This is a genomic window from Pseudomonas sp. SJZ077 (assembly GCF_007993905.1).
GTDB classification, from domain to species: Bacteria; Pseudomonadota; Gammaproteobacteria; order Pseudomonadales; family Pseudomonadaceae; genus Aquipseudomonas; species Aquipseudomonas mandelii.
On sequence record NZ_VIUJ01000001.1, the window covers coordinates 477,742 to 501,888 of the forward strand.

The 24,147-nt window shown below is 59.2% G+C and carries 18 protein-coding genes; 11 read left to right on the forward strand and 7 right to left on the reverse strand.

The features are described from left to right. Positions 1 to 32 precede the first annotated feature (32 nt). The 4 genes from acnD to FBY01_RS02435 form a co-directional block, all read right to left on the reverse strand. A complete protein-coding gene (acnD, locus tag FBY01_RS02420) occupies positions 33 to 2,630 on the reverse strand; it encodes a Fe/S-dependent 2-methylisocitrate dehydratase AcnD (protein WP_145305888.1) in 2,598 nt (865 codons plus the stop codon). A 203-nt stretch (positions 2,631 to 2,833) separates the two neighbouring features. Further along, positions 2,834 to 3,961 carry a 2-methylcitrate synthase gene (prpC, locus tag FBY01_RS02425; RefSeq protein ID WP_102595490.1) on the reverse strand — a complete coding sequence of 376 codons (1,128 nt, stop codon included), beginning with the start codon at positions 3,959 to 3,961 and terminating at the stop codon, positions 2,834 to 2,836. Positions 3,962 to 4,113: 152 nt separating this feature from the next. Continuing rightward, positions 4,114 to 5,004, reverse strand: coding sequence for a methylisocitrate lyase (gene prpB, locus FBY01_RS02430; RefSeq protein WP_010456549.1), 891 nt, complete (start codon positions 5,002 to 5,004; stop codon positions 4,114 to 4,116). Continuing rightward, complete coding sequence (locus FBY01_RS02435; protein WP_010456551.1) at positions 5,001 to 5,723, reverse strand: GntR family transcriptional regulator; 723 nt, start codon at positions 5,721 to 5,723, stop codon at positions 5,001 to 5,003. The genes prpB and FBY01_RS02435 overlap by 4 nt, the downstream gene beginning before the upstream one ends. Positions 5,724 to 6,022: 299 nt before the next feature. Here FBY01_RS02435 and FBY01_RS02440 point away from each other — a divergent pair, with 299 nt between their 5' ends. The 4 genes from FBY01_RS02440 to pabB all read left to right on the forward strand — a co-directional run bounded on the left by FBY01_RS02440 (position 6,023) and on the right by pabB (position 10,663). Further along, complete coding sequence (locus FBY01_RS02440; RefSeq protein ID WP_010456553.1) at positions 6,023 to 6,559, forward strand: ATP-dependent zinc protease; 537 nt, start codon at positions 6,023 to 6,025, stop codon at positions 6,557 to 6,559. Positions 6,560 to 6,564: 5 nt separating this feature from the next. After that, on the forward strand, positions 6,565 to 8,100 hold the full coding sequence (locus FBY01_RS02445) for an inactive transglutaminase family protein (protein WP_145305886.1): 1,536 nt from the start codon (positions 6,565 to 6,567) through the stop codon (positions 8,098 to 8,100). After that, on the forward strand, positions 8,100 to 9,086 hold the full coding sequence (locus FBY01_RS02450) for an alpha-L-glutamate ligase-like protein (RefSeq protein WP_145305884.1): 987 nt from the start codon (positions 8,100 to 8,102) through the stop codon (positions 9,084 to 9,086). Before FBY01_RS02445 ends, FBY01_RS02450 begins: the two co-directional genes overlap by 1 nt. Positions 9,087 to 9,325: 239 nt before the next feature. Beyond that, positions 9,326 to 10,663, forward strand: a complete 1,338-nt coding sequence (gene pabB, locus FBY01_RS02455) for an aminodeoxychorismate synthase component I (protein ID WP_145305882.1) — start codon at positions 9,326 to 9,328, stop codon at positions 10,661 to 10,663. A gap of 49 nt (positions 10,664 to 10,712) precedes the next feature. Here the strand turns inward: pabB and thrH are convergent, their stop codons facing one another. Then, complete coding sequence (thrH, locus tag FBY01_RS02460; protein ID WP_010456561.1) at positions 10,713 to 11,330, reverse strand: bifunctional phosphoserine phosphatase/homoserine phosphotransferase ThrH; 618 nt, start codon at positions 11,328 to 11,330, stop codon at positions 10,713 to 10,715. A 172-nt stretch (positions 11,331 to 11,502) separates the two neighbouring features. Between thrH and FBY01_RS02465 the strand changes: the two genes are divergently transcribed. The 3 genes from FBY01_RS02465 (at position 11,503) to FBY01_RS02475 (ending at position 15,128) form a co-directional block, all read left to right on the forward strand. Next, positions 11,503 to 12,243: a phosphoadenylyl-sulfate reductase gene (locus tag FBY01_RS02465; RefSeq protein ID WP_145305880.1), complete on the forward strand. Its 741-nt coding sequence runs from the start codon at positions 11,503 to 11,505 to the stop codon at positions 12,241 to 12,243. Between the two features lie 563 nt (positions 12,244 to 12,806). Beyond that, positions 12,807 to 14,342 carry an NCS1 family nucleobase:cation symporter-1 gene (locus FBY01_RS02470; RefSeq protein ID WP_077748186.1) on the forward strand — a complete coding sequence of 512 codons (1,536 nt, stop codon included), beginning with the start codon at positions 12,807 to 12,809 and terminating at the stop codon, positions 14,340 to 14,342. A 57-nt stretch (positions 14,343 to 14,399) separates the two neighbouring features. After that, positions 14,400 to 15,128, forward strand: a complete 729-nt coding sequence (locus FBY01_RS02475; protein ID WP_145305878.1) for an aspartate/glutamate racemase family protein — start codon at positions 14,400 to 14,402, stop codon at positions 15,126 to 15,128. Between the two features lie 96 nt (positions 15,129 to 15,224). Here FBY01_RS02475 and FBY01_RS02480 read toward each other — a convergent pair whose 3' ends face one another. Continuing rightward, complete coding sequence (locus tag FBY01_RS02480) at positions 15,225 to 16,148, reverse strand: LysR family transcriptional regulator (RefSeq protein ID WP_010456568.1); 924 nt, start codon at positions 16,146 to 16,148, stop codon at positions 15,225 to 15,227. A gap of 125 nt (positions 16,149 to 16,273) precedes the next feature. Between FBY01_RS02480 and FBY01_RS02485 the strand changes: the two genes are divergently transcribed. Further along, positions 16,274 to 17,020 carry a 3-oxoacyl-ACP reductase family protein gene (locus FBY01_RS02485; RefSeq protein WP_010456571.1) on the forward strand — a complete coding sequence of 249 codons (747 nt, stop codon included), beginning with the start codon at positions 16,274 to 16,276 and terminating at the stop codon, positions 17,018 to 17,020. 119 nt (positions 17,021 to 17,139) lie between these two features. Here FBY01_RS02485 and FBY01_RS02490 read toward each other — a convergent pair whose 3' ends face one another. Beyond that, positions 17,140 to 17,835, reverse strand: a complete 696-nt coding sequence (locus tag FBY01_RS02490) for an HAD-IA family hydrolase (RefSeq protein ID WP_010456572.1) — start codon at positions 17,833 to 17,835, stop codon at positions 17,140 to 17,142. Positions 17,836 to 18,087: 252 nt separating this feature from the next. Here FBY01_RS02490 and FBY01_RS02495 point away from each other — a divergent pair, with 252 nt between their 5' ends. The 3 genes from FBY01_RS02495 to FBY01_RS02505 all read left to right on the forward strand — a co-directional run bounded on the left by FBY01_RS02495 (position 18,088) and on the right by FBY01_RS02505 (position 24,070). Beyond that, positions 18,088 to 22,962: an RHS repeat-associated core domain-containing protein gene (locus FBY01_RS02495; RefSeq protein WP_145305876.1), complete on the forward strand. Its 4,875-nt coding sequence runs from the start codon at positions 18,088 to 18,090 to the stop codon at positions 22,960 to 22,962. Beyond that, positions 22,952 to 23,353 carry a hypothetical protein gene (locus FBY01_RS02500; RefSeq protein WP_145305874.1) on the forward strand — a complete coding sequence of 134 codons (402 nt, stop codon included), beginning with the start codon at positions 22,952 to 22,954 and terminating at the stop codon, positions 23,351 to 23,353. The genes FBY01_RS02495 and FBY01_RS02500 overlap by 11 nt, the downstream gene beginning before the upstream one ends. A 321-nt stretch (positions 23,354 to 23,674) precedes the next feature. Continuing rightward, positions 23,675 to 24,070, forward strand: coding sequence for a hypothetical protein (locus tag FBY01_RS02505; protein WP_145305872.1), 396 nt, complete (start codon positions 23,675 to 23,677; stop codon positions 24,068 to 24,070). Positions 24,071 to 24,147: the final 77 nt, after the last annotated feature.

Consider the following 24,147-nt stretch of genomic DNA (forward strand, 5'->3'; position numbering starts at 1 on the left):
GGGACCGCAGGGGCCCGCCCGAACTCATCGTGTTAAACGGCAACCGCCGATTCTTCGAGGAAGTCCTGAGCGAAACGCTGCAACACGCCGCCGGCCTCGTAGATCGACACTTCTTCAGCGGTGTCGAGGCGGCAGGTCACCGGCACTTCGACGCGTTCGCCGTTCTTGCGGTTGATCACCAGCGTCAGTTCGGCACGCGGCGTGCGCTCACCGATCACGTCGTAGGTTTCGCTACCGTCGATGGCCAGGGTATGACGGTCGGTGCCCGGTTTGAACTCCAGCGGCAACACGCCCATGCCCACCAGGTTGGTGCGGTGGATGCGCTCGAAACCTTCAGCGGCAATCGCCTCGACACCCGCCAGACGCACGCCCTTGGCCGCCCAGTCGCGGGACGAACCCTGACCGTAATCGGCACCGGCAATGATGATCAGCGGCTGCTTGCGCTCCATGTAGGTTTCGATGGCTTCCCACATGCGCATCACTTTGCCTTCCGGCTCGACGCGAGCGAGAGAACCCTGCTTGACCTTGCCGTTTTCCTGAACCATTTCATTGAACAGTTTCGGGTTGGCGAAGGTGGCGCGTTGCGCGGTCAGGTGGTCGCCACGGTGAGTCGCGTAAGAGTTGAAGTCCTCTTCCGGCAAGCCCATTTTCGCCAGGTATTCACCCGCCGCGCTGTCCAGCATGATCGCGTTCGACGGCGACAGGTGATCGGTGGTGATGTTATCCGGCAGCACCGCCAATGGGCGCATGCCCTTGAGCGGACGTGCGCCGGCCAGCGCGCCTTCCCAGTACGGCGGACGGCGGATGTAAGTGCTCATCTCGCGCCAGTCGTACAGCGGCGTGACTTTCGGGCCGGTGTCTTCATGGATGGCGAACATTGGAATGTAGACCTGACGGAACTGCTCCGGCTTGACCGACGCCTTGACCACGGCGTCGATTTCTTCGTCGCTCGGCCAGATGTCTTTCAGGCGGATTTCCTTGCCTTCGGCGTCCAGGCCCAGCACATCTTTTTCGATGTCGAAACGGATGGTGCCGGCGATGGCGTAAGCGACCACCAACGGCGGCGAAGCAAGGAACGCGTTCTTGGCGTACGGGTGAATCCGGCCGTCGAAGTTGCGGTTACCGGAGAGCACGGCGGTGGCGTACAGGTCGCGGTCGATGATCTCTTGCTGGATCACCGGATCCAGCGCACCGGACATGCCGTTACACGTGGTGCAAGCGAACGCCACCACGCCGAAACCAAGTTGCTCCAGCTCAGTCGTCAGGCCGGCTTCGTCCAGGTACAGCGCCACGGTTTTGGAACCCGGCGCCAGGGACGATTTGACCCACGGCTTGCGGGTCAGGCCGAGCTTGTTGGCGTTGCGCGCCAGCAGGCCGGCGGCAATCACGTTGCGCGGGTTACTGGTGTTGGTGCAGCTGGTGATGGCGGCAATGATCACCGCGCCATCCGGCATCTGGCCAGGAACGTCGTCCCACTGACCGGAGATGCCTTGGGCGGCGAGATCCGAGGTGGCGACGCGGGCGTGCGGGTTGCTCGGGCCGGCCATGTTACGCACGACGGTGGTCAAGTCGAACGTCAGGCCGCGCTCGTATTGCGCGCCTTTCAGGCTGTCAGCCCACAGGCCGGTTTGCTTGGCGTAGTTCTCAACCAACTGCACCTGCTCGTCTTCACGGCCGGTGAGTTTGAGGTAGTCGATGGTTTGCTGGTCGATGTAGAACATCGCCGCCGTGGCGCCGTATTCCGGGGCCATGTTGGAGATGGTTGCGCGGTCGCCGAGGGTCAGCGCGGCGGCGCCTTCACCGAAGAATTCCAGCCATGCGCCGACCACTTTTTGCTTGCGCAGGAACTCGGTCAACGCCAGCACCATGTCGGTGGCGGTGATGCCCGGTTGCAGCTTGCCGGTCAGTTCAACGCCGACGCTTTCCGGCAGACGCATCCACGACGCACGGCCGAGCATCACGCTCTCGGCTTCCAGACCACCGACACCAATGGCGATCACACCCAGTGCATCGACGTGCGGGGTGTGGCTGTCGGTGCCGACGCAAGTGTCGGGGAACGCCACGCCGTCACGTACCTGGATCACCGGAGACATTTTCTCCAGGTTGATCTGGTGCATGATGCCGTTGCCCGGTGGAATCACATCAACGTTCTTGAAGGCCTTTTTGGTCCAGTTGATGAAGTGGAAACGGTCTTCGTTGCGACGGTCTTCGATGGCGCGGTTCTTCTCGAACGCCTCCGGGTCGAAGCCTCCGCGCTCGACGGCCAGGGAGTGGTCGACGATCAACTGCGTCGGCACCACCGGGTTCACTTGCGCCGGGTCACCACCTTGCAGGGCGATGGCGTCACGCAGGCCGGCGAGGTCGACCAGCGCGGTCTGGCCGAGGATGTCGTGGCACACCACGCGAGCCGGGAACCACGGGAAGTCGAGGTCGCGTTTGCGCTCGATGAATTGCTTCAGGGATTCGGTGAGCGTGGCCGGGTCGCAGCGACGTACCAGGTTTTCCGCCAGCACGCGTGAGGTGTACGGCAGAGTGTCGTAGGCGCCAGGCTGGATGGCCTCGACAGCCGCGCGGACGTCGAAGTAATCCAGATGGCTGCCGGGCAGCGGTTTACGGAATTCAGTGTTCATCGTCAGGACTCGGTCACGGTAGTTTCAAAAGGTGCGGCCTGGCACAGCACCTGAAATGCACACAATCCACTGTGGGAGCGAGCCTGCTCGCGATAGCGGTCAATCAGTCGACATCGATGTTGAATGTCAGTCCGTCATCGCGAGCAGGCTCGCTCCTACAGGGATCTGCGTAGAGTTCAGATCCCGGTGCAGGCCTTCACCATTCAGCGTTGTTCGATTGGCACGAACTTGCGCTGTTCGACGCCGACATACTCGGCGCTCGGGCGGATGATGCGGTTGTTGGCACGCTGTTCGAACACGTGCGCCGCCCAGCCGGTCAGGCGCGAGCAGACGAAGATCGGTGTGAACAACTTGGTCGGGATGCCCATGAAGTGGTACGTCGACGCATGGTAGAAGTCGGCGTTCGGGAACAGTTTCTTCTGTTCCCACATGGTCGCGTCGATGGCTTCGGAAACTTGGAACAGCACGGTGTCGCCCACTTCTTCAGCGAGTTTTTTCGACCAGCCCTTGATCACTTCGTTACGCGGATCGTTGTCTTTATAGATCGCGTGGCCGAAGCCCATGATCTTGTCCTTGCGCGCCAGCATGCCGAGGGTGCCCTCGACGGCCTCTTCAGGCGACGAGAAGCGTTCGATCATTTCCATCGCCGCTTCGTTGGCGCCGCCGTGCAGAGGGCCGCGCAACGAACCGATGGCCGCGGTGACGCAGGAATACATGTCCGACAGCGTCGAGGCGCACACCCGTGCGGTGAACGTCGAGGCGTTGAACTCGTGTTCCGCGTAGAGGATCAGCGAAACGTTCATCACTTTGACGTGCAAATCGCTCGGTTTCTTGCCGTGCAGCAAGTGCAGGAAGTGGCCGCCGATGGATTGTTCGTCGCTCACGCAGCTGATGCGCTTGCCGTCATGGCTGAAGCGATACCAGTAGCACATGATCGCCGGGAACGCGGCGAGCAGGCGGTCGGTCACGTCGTGTTGCTCGGAGAAGTCTTTCTCCGGCTCGATGTTGCCCAGGAACGAGCAACCGGTGCGCATCACGTCCATCGGGTGAGCGTCGGCAGGAATGCGTTCCAGCACTTCTTTGAGCGCTTGCGGCAGGTCGCGCAGCTTGCCCAGTTTGCTGATGTAAGCGGCGAGTTGTGCCTTGGTCGGCAATTCACCGTAAAGCAGCAGATAAGCCACTTCTTCGAATTGCGCGTCGGCCGCCAGTTCGCGAACGTCGTAGCCGCGATAGGTCAGGCCGGCGCCCGACTGGCCCACGGTGGACAGAGCGGTTTGCCCGGCAACCTGGCCACGGAGCCCGGCGCCACTGAGTACTTTTGCTTCGGCCATTGCTGTCTCCAGTTTTTCTTGAATTTGTCAGGGAAACTTGTAGGAACGATGCTTGCTCGCGAAAGCGCTGTATCAGACGACATTAATGTGAATGTCAGTGCGTCTTCGTCGGATCGCCGCCCAGAGCAAGCTTCGCTCCTACAGGGCTTTCGTTACTTCTTCGCGGCAAACAACGCATCAAGCTTCTGCTCGAAGGTGTGGTAGTCGATGCGATCGTAAAGCTCCATGCGGGTCTGCATGGTGTCGATCACGTTCTGTTGCGTGCCGTCGCGACGGATTGCGGTGTAGACGTTTTCCGCCGCTTTGTTCATCGCGCGGAAAGCGGACAGCGGGTACAGCACCAGCGACACATCGGCAGCGGCAAGTTGCTCGGTGGTGTACAGCGGCGTCGCGCCGAATTCGGTGATATTGGCCAGGATCGGCGCTTTCACGCGGTTGGCGAACAGCTTGTACATGTCCAGTTCGGTGATGGCTTCCGGGAAGATCATGTCGGCGCCGGCTTCGATGCAGGCGGCGGCGCGATCCAGCGCGGATTCCAGACCTTCCACTGCCAGGGCGTCGGTGCGAGCCATGATCACGAAGCTGTCATCGGTGCGCGCATCGACGGCGGCCTTGATCCGGTCGACCATTTCCTGCAGCGACACGATCTCTTTATTCGGACGGTGACCGCAGCGCTTGGCGCCGACCTGGTCTTCAATATGGATCGCCGCCGCGCCGAACTTGATCATCGACTTGACGGTGCGCGCGACGTTGAACGCCGAGGAACCGAAACCGGTGTCCACGTCCACCAGCAGCGGCAGGTCGCACACGTCGGTAATGCGACGCACGTCGGTCAGCACGTCATCCAGGCCGGTGATGCCCAGGTCCGGCACGCCGAGGGAGCCGGCAGCCACCCCGCCACCCGACAGGTAAATGGCCTTGAAACCGGCGCGCTTGGCCAGCAGCGCGTGGTTGGCGTTGATCGCGCCGACCACTTGCAGCGGATGTTCGCTGGCGACCGCATCGCGGAAACGCTGGCCTGGAGTGCTCTTGTTGGAACTCATGACTCACCTCGTTCAGTGGCTGTCTGGTTAGCGCCGTCCTGGTAGTGACGGGCGATATTGCGTTTGGAGGCGCCGATGTGACGGCGCATCAACAACTCGGCGAGCTCACCGTCACGGTCGGCGATGGCGTCGAGAATTCGGTGGTGCTCGGCAAAGGCCTGGTGCGGGCGATTGGGCGTGGTGGAAAACTGGATGCGGTACATGCGCACCAGTTGGTAGAGCTCGCCGCACAGCATCTGCGTCAGGGTGCGGTTGCCGCTGCCCTGGATGATCCGGTAGTGGAAATCGAAGTCGCCTTCCTGCTGGTAATAGCCAACGCCGGCCTGAAACGCCTCATCGCGCTCGTGGGTTTCGAGGACCCGGCGCAGTTCGTCGATTTCTTCGACGGTCATGCGTTCGGCCGCCAGCCGACAGGCCATGCCTTCGAGGGATTCGCGAATCTCGTAGAGCTCCAGCAGCTCGGCATGGCTCAGCGAAACCACCCGCGCCCCGACGTGCGGTACGCGGACCAGCAGGCGCTGGCCTTCCAGTCGATGGATCGCCTCGCGCAACGGCCCGCGGCTGATGCCGTAGGTGCGCGCCAGCTCCGGCTCGGAGATCTTGCTGCCCGGGGCGATCTCGCCTTTGACGATGGCCGCCTGAATGCGGCGGAAGACGTTTTCGGAAAGCGTCTCCGACTCGTCTTGCGTAACCACCGGGGGATCGAGTTGATCCAGCATATTGTCGACACCTTGAAAGCCAATGCCGCAAAAACTAGCGAAAACAGCCGCAACAGTCAAAGGATAAATAGGTATTGTCGACAATCGTCTAATAACCGACTGCACCACAACAAAGCAGCCCTTCTGTTTATAGCCCCCCGCCAGCGCTGGCGCCATAAACCCACCGTGCTAGAATGCCGCCCGCATTTGTCTGTGACATCTGCACGGCTTGTCATAAATAGTTGATAGGCATACGAGGGAGCTTGCGCAGCGATGCCAGGGCCTTGAATTGAAGTACGGACCGCTGCGCACCAGGATTTATGAGACTCAAGCCCCTCCCGACATTCCTTTATCTTCTTTGCCTGCCCGGTTTCGCCGTGGCGGGGGAAAAGACCGTGTACGGCCTCAACGAGTATGCTTCCCTGGACGGCATCAACCTGGAAGTCGCCGCCAAACTCGACACCGGGGCGAAAACAGCGTCCCTGAGTGCCCGCGACATCAAACGTTTCAAACGCAATGGCGAGTCCTGGGTGCGCTTCTATCTGGCCATCGACGCAGCGCATTCGCACCCCATCGAACGGCCACTGGCCCGCGTCAGCAAGATCAAGCGTCGTGCCGGCGACTACGACCCGGAAGAGGGCAAGAAGTACACCGCCCGTCCGGTGATCGAACTGGATATCTGCATGGGTTCGGCTTTACGCAGTATCGAAGTGAACCTAACCGACCGTAGCGCCTTCCAATACCCGCTCTTGATCGGCTCCGAAGCGCTGAAACGCTTCGATGCGCTGGTCGACCCCAGTCTTAAATACGCTGCTGGCAAACCCGCCTGCGCCACCGACGCACATACCGCAGAGTAATTCCAATGCGCGCTCTTACCCTCCATCTGAAACTGCTGATCGCCATCCTGGTGGTGCTGGGCATTTCAGTTACGGCCTATCAGATTTTCGTGCTCGGCATTCCCGTGACCGAGGACGCCACCGACGACTTGTGGAACATCGACGCCAAGGTCGAGTTCGTCGCCAGTGCCAAAGACCCGGTCAAGATCCAGATGTTCGTGCCGCCGCTGAGCCGCGACTACGTCAGCCTCAATGAGAGTTTCATTTCCAATAACTACGGCGTGGCCGTAAACCGTGTCGACGGCAACCGCAAGGTGACCTGGTCGGCGCGCCGGGCCAAGGGCAACCAGACCCTTTATTACCGCCTGGTGCTGACCAAGCGCTACACCGGCGAAAAATCCAAGGTCAAGGGCCCGACCTTCCGCGACAGCATCGCCGTCGAAGGTGCGGAAAAAATCGCCGCCGAAGCCCTGCTCGCGCCGATCCGCCAACACTCGGCCGACGTCGAAACCTTCATCGGCGAAGCCATCAAGCGTGTCAACAATCTCAACGATGACAACGTGAAGCTGTTGCTGGGCGGCGATACGTCCCCCGGGCACAAGGCGAAAATCGTCGAGCTGGTCCTGTCCATCGCCCACGTGCCGGTGGAAAAGGTCCACACCATCCGTCTAGTGGCCGATCAGCCGCAAACGCCGGAACTCTGGCTGCGCAGCTTCAACGGCACCGACTGGCTGTACTTCAACCCGGAAACCGGCGAACAAGGCCTGCCGTCCGACCGCCTGCAGTGGTGGACCGGCGACGAAAACCTGATCACCGTCGATGGCGGCAAGAAAGCCAACGTGACGTTCAGCCTGAACAACAGCGAAATGAACGCGATTCGACTGGCCAAGCTGACCGACGAAAACACCGACGCCAACTTCCTCGAATACTCGCTGTACGGTTTGCCCCTGCAAACCCAGCAGACCTTCATGATCATGGTGATGATCCCGATCGGCGTGCTGGTGATCCTGATCCTGCGCAACCTGATCGGCCTGCAGACCCTCGGCACCTTTACCCCGGTGCTGATCGCCCTCGCCTTCCGCGAAACCCAGCTTGGCTTCGGCATCGTTCTGTTTACGGTCATCACGGCGCTCGGGCTGTCACTGCGCTCCTACCTTGAACACTTGAAGTTGCAGATGCTGCCGAGGCTGTCGGTGGTGCTGACCTTCGTGGTGGTGCTGATCGCGGCGATCAGCCTGTTCAGCCATAAACTCGGCCTGGAACGCGGGCTGTCGGTGGCGCTGTTCCCGATGGTGATTCTGACCATGACCATCGAACGCCTGTCGATTACCTGGGAAGAACGCGGTTCCGGGCATGCGATGAAAGTGGCGATCGGTACGCTGTTTGCCGCCTCCCTGGCGCACCTGATCATGAGCGTGCCGGAGCTGGTGTACTTCGTGTTCACCTTCCCGGCGATCCTGCTGATCCTGGTGGGTTTCATGCTGGCGATGGGGCGTTATCGCGGTTACCGCCTGACTGAACTGGTGCGCTTCAAGGCTTTCCTCAAGAAGGCTGACTCTTGATGTTCGGCTTCTGGAAGACCTGGAAGGCCCTGGAAGCCCGGGGCATCATGGGGATCAATCGGCGTAACGCGGACTACGTGCTCAAGTACAACAAGCGCAGCCTGTACCCGATTGTCGATGACAAGATCATCACCAAGGAACGCGCGATCGCCGCCGGTATTCATGTGCCGGAACTGTACGGCGTGATCTCCACTGAGAAGGAAATCGATAACCTCGACAAGATCATCGGCGGGCGCACCGACTTCGTGATCAAACCGGCCCAGGGCGCGGGCGGCGACGGCATCATTGTGGTTGCCGACCGTTTCGAGGGCCGCTATCGCACGGTGTCCGGCAAGATCATCAGTCATGAGGAGATCGAGCACCATGTCTCCAGCATCCTCACCGGCCTGTATTCCCTGGGCGGTCACCGTGACCGCGCACTGATCGAATACCGCGTGATCCCGGACCAGATCTTCAAAAGCATCAGCTACGAAGGCGTCCCGGACATTCGCATCATCGTGTTGATGGGCTATCCGGTGATGGCGATGTTGCGCCTGCCGACGCGCCAGTCCGGCGGCAAGGCCAACCTGCACCAGGGCGCTATCGGCGTCGGCGTCGACCTCGCAACCGGGCAGACGCTGCGCGGCACCTGGCTGAACAACATCATCACCAAACATCCGGACACCACCAACGCGGTGGACGGCGTGCAACTGCCCTACTGGGACGGTTTCATGAAACTCGCTGCCGGCTGTTATGAGCTGTGCGGGCTGGGCTACATCGGTGTCGACATGGTGCTCGACCAGGAAAAAGGCCCGCTGATTCTTGAGCTCAATGCCCGGCCCGGGCTGAACATCCAGATTGCCAACGATTGCGGCCTGACGCTGCGCACCCATGCGGTTGAAGCGCGGCTGGAAGAGCTGAAAGCGCGCGGGGTTGTTGAGTCGGTTCAGGAGCGGGTCGAGTTTGTTCAGGGGATGTTTGGGCATATTCCTGCCGTCGAAGGCTGATCCGAAACCGAGTCGCTGCCTTCGCGGGCAAGCCTCGCTCCTACAGATCTAGCGTCGTTCACATTCTCGGCGAACGGCACAAACCCGTAGGAGCGAGGCTTGCCCGCGAAGACTGACTAACAGTCACCAAACCTCGCAATCCTGTCCCCAATCTGCCAATCCCCGACATCCCCTCTAGGAGCAAATCCTGCAGAGGACTACAATCGCACCCCCGCCTCGATGGCTGATCTGCCCCGCCCATGTTGACCTGTTCCGTACACCCGCTGCCCTATCGCGCCAACCCCGCCGAGTACTTCGCGGCGATTCGCCATGCCCCCGGTGCCGTGCTGCTCGACAGCGGCCGGCCCACCGCTGATCGCGGGCGTTATGACCTGCTCAGCGCCTGGCCGCTGCAGCAAATAGCAGTATTGCCTGACGAAAGTGGCAGCGATTTCCTGCAACGCCTTCGCGACCATCTGGCACGACTGGGTGAAGCGGCAGTCTCCGATGAACTGCCATTCGCCGGCGGGCTGATCGGTTATCTGAGTTATGACTTCGGACGGCATCTTGAACACCTGCCGAGCCAGGCGCAGGACGACCTGCAATTGCCGGACGCGCGTTTCGGGCTGTACGACTGGGCATTGATCAGCGATCACCAGTTGGCTACCAGTCAACTGGTGTTCCACCCGACACTGATCGACAGCGAGCGCCAGCGCTTGATCGCCTTGTTCAGTCAGCCTGCGGTTGAGCCGATCGAGCCGTTCAGTTTGAAAGCCCCGATGAAGGCCGACCTGAGCGCTGACGAGTATCGCCACGCACTTGAGCGCATTCAGCAGTACATCCAGGCGGGCGATTGTTATCAGGTGAACTTCGCCCAGCGCTTTCGTGCGCAATGTGCGGGTGATCCGTGGGCCGCGTATGTCGCGCTGCGGGCCGCGTGCCCGACACCGTTTTCCGGTTTCCAGAGCCTGCCCGACGGCGGCGCGGTGTTGAGTCTGTCGCCTGAGCGCTTCGTCAAAGTCAGTGAACGTCATGTGGAAACCCGCCCGATCAAAGGCACCCGTCCGCGTGGCCTGACGGCTGCCGAAGACGCCGCGAACGCTGCCGAACTGCTGGCCAGTCCCAAGGACCGTGCCGAGAACCTGATGATCGTCGACCTGCTGCGCAACGACCTCGGTCGCACTTGCCGCATCGGCTCGGTGCGGGTGCCGGAGTTGTTCAGCCTGGAAAGCTATCCGAATGTGCATCACCTGGTGAGCAGCGTGACCGGCGAACTGGCGGATGACCGGGATGCGCTGGATCTGATCGCTGGCAGTTTTCCGGGCGGATCGATAACCGGTGCGCCGAAGATTCGTGCCATGCAGATCATCGACGAGCTGGAGCCAACCCGACGTGGGTTGTACTGCGGCTCGTTGCTGTACCTGGACGTGCGCGGCGAGATGGACAGCTCCATCGCCATTCGCAGCTTGCTGGTCAAGGATGGACAGGTGTGCTGCTGGGGCGGTGGCGGGATTGTCGCGGACTCGGAATGGCAGGCGGAGTATCAGGAATCAATTACCAAGGTGAAGGTTCTGCTCGACACCCTGCAAAACCTTTGATTCCGGGCTTTTGTGGCGAAGGAGCTTGCTCCCTCGCCACAGGTTGTGTTTACAGACTTAGGGCCCGATTCGAAGCCTTGATGAACTCCTGCTTCAAGTCCTCAAAGGTATGCACCGCCGGGAACTGCGGAAACTCGCGAATCACATTATCCGGCGCATGAAACAGAATCCCCGCATCCGCCTCACCCAGCATGGTGGTGTCGTTGTAGGAATCCCCTGCCGCAATGACCCGATAGTAAAGACTCTTGAACGACAGAACCGACTGCCGCTTCGGATCTTTCTGACGCAACTGATAGCTCGTCACCCGTCCCGAATCGTCGGTGATCAAGCGATGGCACAGCAAGGTCGGGAAGCCCAGTTGACGCATCAGCGGCTGGGAAAACTCGTAGAACGTGTCCGACAGAATCACCACCTGGAACCGCTCACGCAGCCAGTTGACGAACTCGATGGCGCCGTCCAGCGGCTTCAGCGTGGCGATCACTTCCTGGATGTCAGTGAGCTTCAAGCCGTGCTCGTCGAGAATCCGCAGGCGCTGCTTCATCAGCACGTCGTAGTCGGGAATGTCCCGGGTGGTCGCCCTCAGGGACTCAATACCGGTTTTTTCAGCGAACGCGATCCAGATTTCCGGGACCAGCACACCTTCGAGATCCAGACAGGCAATTTCCACAAGACACTCCCATTTGTATTGATTATTGAGTCGAGCGAGTAAAAGACTGCCGAACTCTAGCGACTCAGGCTGCCCCGCGCAACGCACAGGGCGCGCCCGCCGCCGCAGGATTTTGTTACCATCAGCCCCATATAGAGCGCCCAGCGCCACCGACCTGTAGGAAGCCGCCCTGATGAGCCCATCGTTCGATGTTGTGGAACTCGCCACGACCTATGCCAACAAATCCGCCCAGGACATCCTGAAACTCGCGTTTGCCGAGTTTGGCGATGACCTGTGGATATCTTTCAGCGGCGCCGAAGACGTGGTGCTCGTGGACATGGCCTGGAAGCTGAACAAGAACGTCAAAGTGTTCAGCCTCGACACCGGCCGCTTGCACCCGGAGACCTACCGCTTCATCGATCAGGTGCGCGAGCACTACAAGATCGACATTGAGCTGGTGTCCCCGGACTACACGAAACTGGAGCCGTTCGTGAAGGAAAAAGGCCTGTTCAGTTTCTACAAGGACGGCCATGGCGAGTGCTGCGGCATCCGCAAGATCGAACCGCTGCGTCGCAAACTGTCGGGCGTGAGCGCCTGGGCCACCGGCCAGCGTCGGGACCAGAGCCCGGGTACCCGCAGCGCCGTCGCGGTGATGGAAATCGACACCGCGTTTTCCACCCCGGATCGCACCCTCTACAAATTCAACCCGCTGGCGCAGATGACCAGCGAAGAGATCTGGGGTTACATCCGCATGCTCGAACTGCCGTACAACAGCCTGCACGAACGCGGCTTCATCAGCATTGGCTGCGAACCCTGCACCCGCCCGGTGCTGCCGAACCAGCATGAACGTGAAGGCCGTTGGTGGTGGGAAGAAGCGACGCAGAAAGAATGCGGGCTGCATGCGGGGAATATCATCAGCAAGTCCAAGGCCTGAGCCCGAGCCGGGTGAATTCCCCTGTGGGAGCGAGCCTGCTCGGGATAGCGGTGTAACAGTCAACAATACTGTTGAATGCCCCGGCAAGCCGGTCTCACTCCCACAGGCTTAGTATTCTGTTTTATAAATGTGTACACACGAATGTCACCATAGGTGCCATTTATGTGTGCACTTTTGTTTTCTGCGCCCCAAAAAGTTACACCCTCTTTTCCTGACTTCCCCAGTCGAGTTTTCCCACCTCCTCCGACGAAAAATAAATACCTGTTCAACCGGTCAATTTATATCGCCTTTTTTTCAGTTACTTATCGTGATTCATCAACAAAACGAAATGAGAACCTATTTTTATAGATCGGTAGCTGGCATGGATCTGGCTTAAGTGCATACATGTTTTGTATACAATCAATACAAAACATACACACACTTAGATCCGCAAGCCTGAAGCCCCCTATCCCGTACAGGCTGCAGATGCCCCGTAACCAATGATGCTTATTGCCCGCGACGAAGATTTGTCGAGCTCACGCTCATGCACAGTCATCGCGACGCCAAGCTCGGAGCCTGCCGGAATGCGTACTAGCCTCTCCAATAACAACATCGCACTGGATCTGCCCTCCTTTCCACCCACCGCTCAAGATCAAACTGTTCAAGAACCCGTGGTGCTCAGCCCGCGCCTGCACAACAAGGACCTGGCGCCGACCAAGGCCGAAGGCCGACGCTGGGGCCGCTACAGCATCTTCGCCCTGTGGACCAACGACGTTCACAACATCGCCAACTATTCCTTCGCCATTGGCCTGTATGCGCTGGGTCTGGGTGGCTGGCAGATTCTGTTGTCCCTGGGGATCGGCGCGGCGCTGGTGTATGGCTTCATGAACCTTTCCGGCTACATGGGACAAAAGACCGGCGTGCCGTTTCCTGTCATCAGCCGGATCAGTTTCGGTATCCACGGGGCGCAAATTCCTGCGTTGATCCGCGCCATTATCGCCATCGCCTGGTTCGGCATTCAGACGTACCTGGCGTCCGTAGTGTTTCGCGTGCTGCTGACGGCGGTGCATCCCGGCTTCGCCGACTACGACCACAACTCGATCCTTGGTCTGTCGAGCCTGGGCTGGGTATGTTTCGTGGCGATCTGGCTGGTGCAACTGGGCATCCTCGCCTACGGCATGGAAATGGTACGGCGCTATGAAGCGTTCGCCGGGCCGGTGATTCTGCTGACCGTCGCCGCGCTCGCCGCCTGGATGTACACCCAAGCCGACGCAACCATCGCCTGGTCGATCCGCGAGCCGCTGACCGGTGGCGAGATGTGGCGCAATATTTTTGCCGGCGGCGCATTGTGGCTGGCGATCTACGGGACGTTGATCCTCAACTTCTGCGACTTCGCCCGTTCATCGCCGTGCCGCAAAACCATCAAGGTCGGAAATTTCTGGGGCTTGCCGGTGAATATTCTGGTGTTCGCGGCCATCACCGTCCTGCTTTGTGGTGCGCAATTTCAGATCAATGGCCGGATCATCGAAAGCCCGACTGAAATCATCGCCTCGATCCCCAACACCTTCTTCCTGGTGCTCGGCTGCCTGGCGTTCCTGATCGTCACCGTAGCGGTGAACATCATGGCCAACTTCGTCGCCCCGGCGTTCGTGCTCAGTAACCTGGCGCCTAAATACCTGACCTTCCGCCGCGCCGGGCTGATCAGCGCAACCATCGCGGTGCTGATCCTGCCGTGGAACCTCTACAACAGCCCACTGGTGATCGTGTATTTCCTGTCCGGCCTCGGCGCCCTGCTAGGCCCGTTGTACGGCGTGATCATGGTCGACTACTGGCTTGTACGAAAAGGCCAGGTCAACGTGCCGCAGTTGTACAGCGAAGACCCCAATGGCGCTTATTACTACAGCCGTGGAGTCAATTTACGCGCCGTAGCGGCGTTCATTCCTGCCGCATTGATTGCCATCGTCCTGGCGCTGGTGCCGGGCTTCCACCTCGTTTCACCGTTCTCGTGGCTGATCGGCGCCGGGATTGGCGCAATGCTCTACCTGATCATCGCCAAGCGACAGCCCCATTACGCCGACGTCAGCGGTGAAAGCATCGCAGTCGACAACGTCTGCCACTAATCCACTCGCGGCCCGCCAGCGCCGGGCCGCAGAACCGCCCTGCAATAAGGACTACTCATGCGAATTCTCGTGGTCAACGTCAACACCACCGAATCCATCACCCAGGCCATCGCCCGATCCGCCCAGGCGGTGGCCGCGCCGGGAACGGAAATCGTCGGCCTGACGCCCTACTTCGGCGCCGACTCCATCGAAGGCAATTTCGAAAGTTACCTGGCCGCCATCGCCGTAATGGACCGGGTCATGGCCTACGACCAGCCCTTCGATGCTGTGGTCCAGGCCGGCTACGGCGAACACGGTCGCGAAGGCTTACAGGAATTGCTCAACGTGCCGGTGGTGGACATCACCGATGCAGCGGCCAGTACGGCGATGTTCCTCGGCCATGCCTATTCGGTGGTCACCACCCTGGACCGCACCGTGCCCCTGATCGAGGACCGGCTAAAACTGTCGGGGCTGTGGGACCGCTGCGCGTCGGTGCGGGCCAGTGGTCTGGCGGTGCTGGAACTGGAATCCGATCCGCAACGGGCGCTGGAGGCGATTGTCCGTCAGGCGGAACTGGCGGTGCAGGAAGACAAGGCCGAAGTGATTTGCCTGGGATGCGGCGGCATGGCCGGGCTGGATGAACAGATTCGCCAGCGCACCGGGGTTCCGGTGGTGGATGGCGTGACGGCGGCGGTGACCATTGCCGAATCGCTGGTGCGATTAGGGTTGTCCACTTCCAAGGTCCGGACGTATGCGACGCCACGGCCGAAGAACATTATTGGTTGGCCGGGGCGGTTCGGGCGGTAGACCGCGTTATCGTTCATCGCGAGCAGGCTCGCATTGGATCTGTGTCATTCACAAATCCCCTGCTCGCGAAAGCAGCGACTCGGTCTCAAGCCAGGCTCAAACCGCACTGAACCGCTGCACCCACCCCCGCTCCGCAAACTGCTCAATAATGAAATCCACAAACGCCCGGGTCTTGCCCGGCAGCAGTTTGTGTTCCGCGTAATAGATAGAAATGTTGCCGTCGTCGACATACCAGTCCGGCAACACCCGTTGTAACGTCCCGGCTTCCAGATACCCCACAGCAAACGGCATGCTCACCAACGCAATGCCCAACCCCTGCGCCGCCGTCGCACACGCCGCTTCCGAATCGCTCATGGTCATGCGCGCCTTCAGCGCCAGCGGGTTGTGTTGCTGAGTACGACTGGTCAATTGCCAGGAACGCACCCGGCCGGTCTGTGGGGAGCGGATCAGGATGCCGTCGTGGTCCTTGAGTTGATCGGGCTCGACGATCACAGGCCGCGCCGCCAGATACTCCGCCGACGCCACCAGCACCCGATGCGCCGGCGTCAGCTTGCGCGCCACCACGCCTTGAGGCAGCTCAAATCCCCCACCAATCGCCGCATCGAAGCCCTGAGCGATCAGATCGACCTGACGGTTGTCGAAATGCCAATCCGGGTTGATCGCCGGAAATCGCCGCAGAAACTCGCCCAGTAAGGGCACCACATATAAACGCCCGAACACCGTGCCCATGCTGACTTTCAATGTTCCCGCTGGCCGACCCTCAGCGCTGGCGAGGTTGGCCACCGCATTCTGGATCGTGTGAAGGCTGGAACTGACTTCGCCGAGAAACAGGTGACCTGCCTCGGTCAGCGTCAGGCTTCGCGTGCTGCGCTGGAACAGCCGCACACCCAGCCGGGCCTCAAGCTTGGCAACACTTTTGCCCACCGCCGCCGGAGTCAGGCTCAAGCGTCGCGCGGCTTCGGCGAAGCTGCCAACCTCGGCGCTGCGCACGAAGCATTCGATACTGCTGAAGGTTTCCATAGGCGCCACTATAAACTTCTGGTTTACACAGACTATCGCAATTGCCGTCTACACAGCGTGTAATCCGCAATCAATACTAGGCTCCATCAACCGAGGCATCTCGCCTCGGGACTTCGGAGATCGTTATGACTACTCAGAACCTCAGCGGCAAAGTGGCTTTGATTCAAGGCGGGTCCCGCGGCATCGGCGCCGCCATTGTCAAACGCCTGGCCGCTGAAGGCGCAACCGTTGCCTTCACCTATGTCAGCTCCACGGCCAAAGCCGAAGCCTTGCAAGACAGCATCACCGGCAATGGCGGCAAAGCCCTCGCCATCAAGGCCGACAGCGCTGACGCCGAGGCCATTCGCCGCGCCGTGACCACCACCGTAGACACCTTTGGCCGCCTCGACATCCTCGTCAACAACGCCGGAGTGCTGGCCGTTGCGCCACTGGAGGATTTCAAACTCGAAGATTTCGACCAGACCCTGGCCATCAACGTGCGCAGCGTGTTCATCGCCACCCAGGCCGCCGCCAAACACATGACTGAAGGCGGTCGCATCATCAACATCGGCAGCACCAACGCCGACCGCATGCCCTTCGCCGGTGGCGGCCCTTACGCCATGAGCAAATCAGCGCTGGTAGGTCTGACCAAAGGCCTGGCCCGCGACCTCGGCCCACGTGGCATCACCATCAACAACGTGCAACCGGGCCCGGTCGACACCGACATGAACCCGGCCGACGGTGACTTCGCTGACAGCCTGATCCCGCTGATGGCGGTGGGCCGTTACGGCACTTCCGAGGAAATCGCCAGCTTTGTGGCCTATCTGGTCGGGCCGGAAGCCGGTTACATCACAGGGGCGAGCCTGACCATCGACGGTGGTTTTGGCGCCTGATGCGCTAGACGCAATCACAATGTGGGGGCGAGCCTGCTCGCGAAGACGGTGCGTCAGGCGACATTGATGTCGTCTGACCTTCCGCTTTCGCGAGCAGGCTCGCTCCCAAACTTTTTACTTCAAGCCCATTCGAGGGCTGGCAAACCACAAGCACTCGGCTTGAACGCCTTCAACGAACGAAGAATGCCATCGGCATGCGCATACTTTTCGTCAGCCATCGCCGCGTCGGGAATCGCAATCGCCGTCATCCCGGCCGCTTTCGCCGCCGTGACACCGAACGGCGAGTCTTCGAACACCAGGCAGTCTTCGGGCGCAACGCCCAGGCGCCGCGCCGCCGTGAGGAAGATGTCCGGCGCCGGTTTGGCCGCGCCCACTTCAGGGTCATCGGCCGTCACGACAAAGTCGAACAACGCAAACCAATCGCGGTGCAAGGTGGTTTTCTGGCCGAACGACTGACGCGAAGAACTGGTGCCGACCGCGATCGGAATGTTGTTGGCTTTCAAGTGCCTGACCAGTTCCTCGGCGCCAGGCATCGCCAGCGCTTGCGGAAAACGCTCGCGCATCAGCGGTTCGCGGATCACCAGAAACTCTTCGGCGGTGATCGGCAGGTCGAGAGCCTCGACCACGTACCGCGCCAGATCACCCGCGCCACGGCCGATGATGTTCTGTTTGATGCTCCAGTCGAAGACCCGACCGTAGCGCTCGGCAATCATGGACGTGACCTCGGTATAAATGCCCTCGGTGTCCAGCAGCAAGCCGTCCATATCAAAAATCACGGCCTTGATCGGGCCGTATTCATTCAGCGGTGCATTCATCGCATCTGATCCGTTTTCTAATGACATCCCAGAGGCGGCTCAGGTGCGGCCGGGTCCGTGATCGATTAAAGGATTCAGCAGCATAGCGAGCGCGGCGGCCATCGAGCAACGGGCAATCCCTGACAGATACAAAAAGTGCTCGTCGTCATTTAGCGATTTTCCCTACATAAAACGCCTCCTTTCCCGACTTCTTTACCCGTTGATCCCAAGCAAAGTCCCGCGCTCAAACTTGATCTGCGCGAGGGACTGCGAATGTTCGTACCTGACAAGGTACTGGCCTTGAATAACGCCATCGGCCTGCTGGTGGTTGCCGCCATGGACCCCGAGCGGCCGGATGTCGAAGCGCTGTTCGCTGACTTCCGGCTTTGCCTCAATGACTACGACGCCTGGGCCGAAAGTTTCTGGACCGGCAAGGCGCTGGATATCGAGCAGGTGTTCAAGGTGGGGCGCGACGTTCGCCTGGTCGCGCCGAAAAACTCCACCACCCCTGTCAGCTCGACCGTCGCCGCATGCTCGGCAGCGGGTCCCCTGACCCTCGTGCACATGTTCGACGCTGCGCGGTTCGTGCCGATCGGCAACACCCCGGTGATGCTTGAGCCTTTGAACGCTGACGGTACGTTCGGCAAACCGGTTTATGACGAGATCGGCCCTAGCGGCATCCTCGAAATCCGCGAGTGCGAACGCAGCCTGCGTTATCGCATCACCTTCTTCCCGAATGTTTCCGCTGAGCATGTCAAAGCGCTTTATGCCTCCTATCAAGGCGTCATCAGCGGTCTGGAAGGCTGGCTGCGTAACGAGTGGACGACCGAATTCGAACCCTCATGGGCCGAGTTCGCCGAGGCCGGTTTCATCAAGCGTTACGGCCAGCTGCAACAGGCCGACTGGCGCGGTTTCGAGAATTCGCTGAACGGGTTGTGGGATGACGTGAAGCAGATCTACGCGCTGATCGCGGACCTGCGAGCCAACAGTGAAAAACTCCTTGAATACCTGACCGAAACCGAACTTGAAACGCTGCTGGAGGCTTCAGCGGAATCCATCGCCAACCTGCTGCTGGTGTTGAGTGATGAGCCGCTGATGTTCATTCATCTGGCGGCGATCACCAGTTGGCTGAGGATGTTGCCGCCGCAGTTCATCGCCGAAGTCGTGGCGCAGATTCGCACAGGCATATTGATCGGCTTCCTGCTGGCGCGCTTCACAGGCCCTGCCGGGTTGAAGCTCGGCATCAGCGCCAAGGTGCTGGACAAGGTCAAATCCGAGCGCGCGCGCAAATGGCTGGCTGCCGCGAGCCTGAGGTTGGCCGAGCTCGGCACCCAGTCCGACCTGACGACCCACGCGGGCGTACTCAAACCCCTTGCGGTCAATGTCCGAAATGCTCCGCTAAACCCCGCACCCGCCGTGCCGTTGCAGATCAACCTGAGCACTGCGCCGGTTTTGACAGTGCAGAATCCAGTCGCCATCGCTCGCGACAAATCCGCAGCCATGACCCGATTGGGTCGGCAGGAGCACCGTGACGACGTTCCCGATCAAGCGAAAAATCCCAACGGCGATAGTGCCGATTGCGGGCCGCTGACCTGCACCAACGGTTGCCCGGTGTCGATGGTCACCGGCGAAGAATTGCTGACACTGGACGATGGATCGCTTAACGGTTTGCTGCCTTTCGCGTTTACCCGGTTGTACCGAACCAGCGCCGTGGAAATGGATTGCGGGCTGGGTTGGGGTTGGAGTCATTCGCTGGCGCATCGCCTGGAGCTGGACGCAGAACAGGTCGTCTGGACCGACCATGAAAACCGTCGCACGACGTTTCCACTGCCCGGTCTTTCGCGTCCGGCGATTCATAACAGCCTGTCCCGCTCGGCCATTTATCTCGGAAACAAACCCGAGGAGCTGATTGTTGCGCTGGCGGGTGAGTCTCCACGGTTCTATCACTTTGAAAATGGTCGCCTGACGTCCATCAGTGATGCCTACAACAACCGGCTGCATATCACCCGCGACCGTCAGGATCGCATTCAACGCGTCGATAACGGCGCGGGACGTTCACTGCTGTTGCGTTACGAGCGCCGGCACATCGTTACGGTCGAGTATCAGTCGTTTCACCCCGCCGACGGGTTGGTGGACGCCTGGCGTACAGAGCAAACGCTGATTGCCTACCGCTACGACGCCCGTCACCGCCTGATCGAAGTGACCAATGCTGCCGGCGAAAGCGAGCGGTACGACTACGACGACCAACATGTGATTCTCCAGCGGCAACTGGCCGGTGGGGCCAGTTTCTTCTGGGAGTGGGAAAGGTCTGGCAAGGCGGCCAGATGTGTCAGGCATTGGGCGACTTTTTCGCAGATGGATACGCGATATGCCTGGGATGACGACGGCGCAGTGCTGGTTAAAAACGCCGATGGCAGCGAAGAAGTTTACGTCCATGACGATAAGGCGCGATTGGTGCGCCGGGTTGAGCCGGATGGCGCAGAGCATCTCAACACCTACGACGACCACGGCCGATTGACAACCGAGCGCAGTCCGTCAGGGGCGATCACCCAGTATCGCTACGACGAGATCGGGCGGCTGATCGCGCTGATTCCACCGGAAGACGAGCCAACGTCCTACGAATATCGCTACGGTTTCCTGCATGCGCGATATCGCGGTAAAGCGGTGTGGAAATACCGGCGCAATGCTCAGGGGGATGTCACCGAGGCCATCGATCCCGACGGCCACATCACTCACTACCACTACGATGCTCAAGGCCGGCTGCTGTCTATCCGTTACCCGGACACCAGCCGTCATGTGTTCGTGTGGGATGCCATCGGGCAACTGGTCGAAGAGACGTTGCCAGACGGCAGTCAGCGGCGATTTTCCTACGATGTATCGGGTCGTCAGATTGCCCGTCAGGACGAACATGGTGCCGTCACTCAATACCAATGGGACGCCGTTGGCCGACTGATCCAGACGGTTCTTCCCACAGGCGCCAGCCGCGCCTTCAGTTACAACGCCTACGGCAAAATCACCGCCGAACGCGATGAACTGGGGCGCGTCACCCGTTTTGAATACGACGATGACCTGCATCTGGTCAGCCGCCGAATCAATCCCGACGGCACGCAGCTGCGTTATCGCTACGACAACGCCCGGCTGCTACTGACGGAAATCGAAAACGAATCCGGCGAACGCTATCGACTGGACTACACACCTGGCGGGCTGATCCGACAGGAAACCGGCTTTGACGGCCGTCGCACAGCGTATGCCTACGACCTCAACGGCCATCTGCTGGAAAAAACCGAATTCGGTGATGACGGCTCGCAGCTGTTTACGAGTTACCAACGGGATACGGCCGGACGCCTGCTGGTCAAAAACCTGCCCGATGGCGTCAACGTCGAATATCGCTATGACAGCCTCGGTCGATTGGTCAGCGTCGATAACGGCCACGACCATCCGCTGGAGTTCGCGTACGACAAGCAAAACCGCCTGATCACCGAACATCAAGGTTGGGGCACGCTGCGCTACGGCTACGACGCTTGCGGCAAGCTCAACCATCTGCGTCTGCCGGACAACAGCCAACTCGACTATCACCACGCCAAGGGCGGTGCGCTGACAGCCATCGACCTTAACGGCACTCGACTTACAAGCCACACGTATAAAGCCGACCGCGAACTGCAACGTCAGCAAGGCATGTTGTCGAGCCGGTACGACTACGATGAACAGGGTCGCCTGAAAGCTCACGCTATCAGCCAACCCCAGCATCCGATGTATCGGCGCGACTATACCTACAGCGTCAACGGCAATCTCGAACACATCGCCGACACCCGTCATGGCCAACGCAGCTATCAATACGATCCGCTTGACCGCCTGATCCGCGTCCGCCACTCCCGCGACCAGCAGCCCGAAAGTTTCGCCCATGACCCCGCCGGCAACCTGTTGATGCAGGACCGGCCAGGCCCAGCCACCCTCAAAGGCAATCGCCTGCTGATGCAGGGCGATCGCCATTTCGACTACGACGCCTTCGGCAACCTGATCCGCGAGCGCCGCGGCGCCGCCCAAAAACTCGTCACCGAGTACCGCTACGACTGCCAGCATCGATTAATCGGCGTCACCCTGCCGAACGGCAACACCGCCAGCTACCGCTACGATGCCTTCGGCCGCCGCATCTGTAAAACCGTCGACAACCACATCACCGAGTACTTCTGGCAGGGCGACAACCTCGTTGCCGAAAGTGGCCGCGAACATTACCGCAGCTATGTCTACGAACCCGGCACCTTCCGCCCGCTGGCCATGCTCGACGGCAAAGGCCCGCACCAGGCCTGCCCGTTCTACTACCAACTCGACCACCTCGGCACACCACAAGAACTCACCGACTACAGCGGCGACATTATCTGGGCCGCCCAATACACAGCCTATGGCCGCCTGACTCGCCTGAATCGCGATACCCATCAGGTTCTGGATCAACCATTGAGGTTCCAAGGGCAGTATTACGATGCGGAGACGGGACTGCATTACAACCGGCACCGGTACTACAACCCGGATCTGGGACGGTATCTGACGCCGGATCCGAGTAAGTTGGCGGGTGGGTTAAACGGATATCAGTACACTCGAAACCCGACGGGGTGGGTTGATCCGTTGGGGTTGAATGATTGTCCTGGAGGGGACGGGTGCAAGAGGCCTTCGTTTGGGGATGAGGATCCGGCGGGGAAGGTGAAGGTTGAAGAGGGGGAGGCTACTCTTCCGACTCCGAAAGCAGAAATCGATTATCTTTACCGTGGTGATCTTCGTCGTCCCGATGAAATCTTTGACACTGGTTTTTTAAGCTTAGGCAAAAGTACCGATCTATTGCTCCATATATGGGACAACCGAAATCCACCAAGCAATTTCGTAAGTACATCGACTGATCGGGAAGTAGGCATCGATTTCGGCACAAGATACAGAACTACCAAGGGTTACTTGTACACCCTGAAAAAAATCTATGGCCACGACGTGAACAAAGAATTACATCCTGATGACATCCCCTATAGTTATGAGTCTGAAATTGCAATACCTAACGGAATAGAAAGCAAAAATATTCTCGGTGCCACGCCCCTGAAAAAAGATGGTAGCTATGTTGGGTATTCCATTCCGAATCCATCAAGGAATCTGAAAAATGACAATTAAGAAAATACCTATAGTGGTGGGTGGAAAACCCGAAACTGCGACCTTGGATTATGACGAGCGGATACCTGTGATCCGTTTGACACTTGAAAATGGTTGGAGCGAAGAATTCAAAGGCTTAGACATCTATGAGTGCCTGGGAAAAATAATTAAATCACTCCCTGAAATTAAATTTCTTTGTAAAGGAGCGAAGATAAACGTTAGACCATCTAGCATGTCGTCGCAGATGACATCCGGAATAATGGCATACGAGCACAAAATAGGCGTCCGCGCCACAAGAAAAGATATCGTCAACATCTTCGATTATGATGACAAAGAAATAATCAACGAACCAAGACTACAGACCGAATTCTTTCATCGCTGGTTAGAATCCATAAAAAAAGTTAAAGACTAGGGCGCATACAGAACAGCGATTTTTTAAAACCCAGCCACCCCTAACATCTCTGTTATTTAAAAAAGCACCTGAACAGCCCAGTTTGTACTGGGCTCATCTTCTGGAATACTCGGATTAACCATCCGAACCGCCACCTCCTCCCGCACTCCCCAAACTCCCACCGCGACTCATCCCTGAACCACCAGAACTACCGGATCCTCCATTCCCACTCCCAGCCCCATTCCCGATCGGTTTAAGGGGACGGGCTCAGGGGACAGATTTATTTAGGGCGGATGGCAGCTGCAAGGGCTACTCAACTCCCAACCCACGCAGGAAGTGTTCGTGAACAAAACAATAGAAATATCCATAAACTCCTGCGGAGTCACCGAGAAAGTTTCAATCGAATGCGACCGAAAAAATCTGACATTGGTTTTCACAACAAAAAACGGCTTGAGAAAAACCTACACGGCTTGTGATCTTTACGAATGCTTTGGGCTGTTGCGAGCCGATTTTCAGGAAATGAATTTTCTATGCAAAGGCGCAAAACTCAACGTATATCCCTCGCGTATGGCCTCGCAAATGGCCGGAGGCATAGTGGCGTATGAGCTCCATATGGGACGCGCAACTGAAACTGAAGACGTGGTTAATATCTTCGATTTTGAAGACAAAGACATCACAACTGATATTCAACAACAAAGGGACTTCTATAACCGTTGGCTGCAACAGTTCATGCACTAACCACGAATGTTAACAATCATATTTAGACAAAGCACTTTATAAGCAAAAAAGCCCAGTTCGGACTGGGCTTATCCTCC